Origin of the sequence: Actinocrinis puniceicyclus (genome assembly GCF_018283645.1) — a bacterium.
GTDB lineage: Bacteria > Actinomycetota > Actinomycetes > Streptomycetales > Catenulisporaceae > Actinocrinis > Actinocrinis puniceicyclus.
Genome location: NZ_JAGSXH010000297.1, coordinates 1 through 1,669, shown reverse-complemented (window position 1 = coordinate 1,669; position 1,669 = coordinate 1). Strand labels below are relative to the sequence as shown.

The 1,669-nt window shown below is 71.4% G+C and carries 1 protein-coding gene; it reads right to left on the bottom strand.

Going from position 1 to position 1,669, the window contains the following annotated elements; translation table 11 throughout:
- Positions 1-1,613: AMP-binding protein (locus tag KGA66_RS28870; RefSeq protein ID WP_312887119.1), on the bottom strand; the 1,613-nt coding region annotated here is incomplete at its 3' end.
- Positions 1,614-1,669 lie beyond the last annotated feature (56 nt).

Sequence of the window (1,669 nt, the reverse complement as noted above, 5' to 3'; positions counted from 1 at the left end):
CCCCAATACCCCCGCGCGAGGTTCGCGCCGCCTATGTAGACCTCGCCGACGACCCCGGGCGGTACCGGCCGCAACCAGCCGTCGAGCACGTATACACGCGTGTTCGCGGCGGGACGGCCGAGCGCGGGACGGTCGGTGTCGCGCACCTGGCAGAACATCGCGTCGATGGTGCACTCGGTGGGTCCGTACAGGTTGTATACGGACGCGAACGAGGAAGCGCGCAACTGCTCCCACATGGCGTCGCTGATCGCCTCGCCGCCGAGCGCCAGCACCCGCGGCCGGTGCCCGTCCCCGTCGAGCAGACCCGCCGAAAGTAGTTCGCGGGCGTAGCCGGGCGTGGTGTCGAGCAGATCGATCTCGTGCTTGCCGACGTAGTCGACGACGGCGCGCGCATCGCGGCGTACATCGTCGCTCACAACATGGAGTTCGTGCCCTGCGACCATCCACAGCAGCTGTGACCACGAGGCGTCGAAGGTCAGCGCGTTGGTCAGCGCGACGCGCAGCCGCCGGCCCGCGGCGGCGGCCTCGGGGGCGAAGAAGTTGCGGTGGTGGCTGTGGAACATGTTCGCCAGCGCGCGATGCTCGATCGCGACCGCCTTCGGGCGGCCGGTCGAACCGGAGGTGTAGATCGCGTAGGCCAGGTCTCGCGGCTGCGGGACCGGAGCGTGCCAGGGCCCGGATTCGGGCGGGACCTCGCCGGTGTCCTGCGGTGACACGCACGCGGTGCCCGCGGGCAGATCCAGGCGCCGCGCCAGTTCCTGCGTGGTCACCACCGCGAAGGGGCTGGTCTCGGCGATCAGGCCGGCGAGGCGTTCGGCCGGGTCGTCCGGATCGACCGGTACGTATGCGGCTCCTGATTTGAGCGCGGCGAGGATCGCGACGACGGCTTGGACGCCGCGCGGCAGGGCGAGCGCGACGAACCGGTCCGGGCCGGCGCCGAGGTCGCACAGCCGCCGCGCCAGGCTGGTCGCGGCGGCGTCGAGCCCGGCATAGGTGAGCGTCTCGTCCTCGAAGACGACCGCGACCTCGTCCGGGGTGAGGGCGGCCTGCCGCGCGAACAGTTCGGGCAGCGTGCCGGGCGGGGTCGGCAGGTCGGTGGCGTTGTAGTGCTCGACCAGCCGGGAGCGTTCGCCGGGGGTCTGCACCTCGATGCGCGCGATGGGCGTCCCGGGCGCGCAGACGAACGTCTCCAGCAGCAGGCGCAGCCGCTGCGTGATCAGTTCGGCCTGCTCGGCGGTGAAGACGTCCTGGCGGTAGTTCAGTTCCAGGCGCAGCCGCTCGCCCGGGAACGCCGCGAGGCTGAGCGGATAGTGCGTGCCCTCGGGGGCGGCGCTGTCGTCGATACCTGATATACGCAGGCCCGGCAGCGCGGCGTGCACGGCGTCGCGGTCGAAGGGCGCGTTCTCGAAGACCGTCGAGGTGTCGAACAGTTCGCCGAGGCCGGCCAGCCGCTGGATATCCGCCAACCCCACATGATGATGCGCACCGAGCCCCGCCTGCTCCCGCTGCACCCGGGCCAGCAGACCCGCCACCGACTCCGCACCGTCCAGGCGCACCCGCACCGGAACCGTGTTCATCAACAACCCGACGATGTCCTCAACCCCCGGCAACACCGCCGGACGCCCCGCCACCGTCGCCCCGAACACCACGTCATCGCGACCCGTCAACC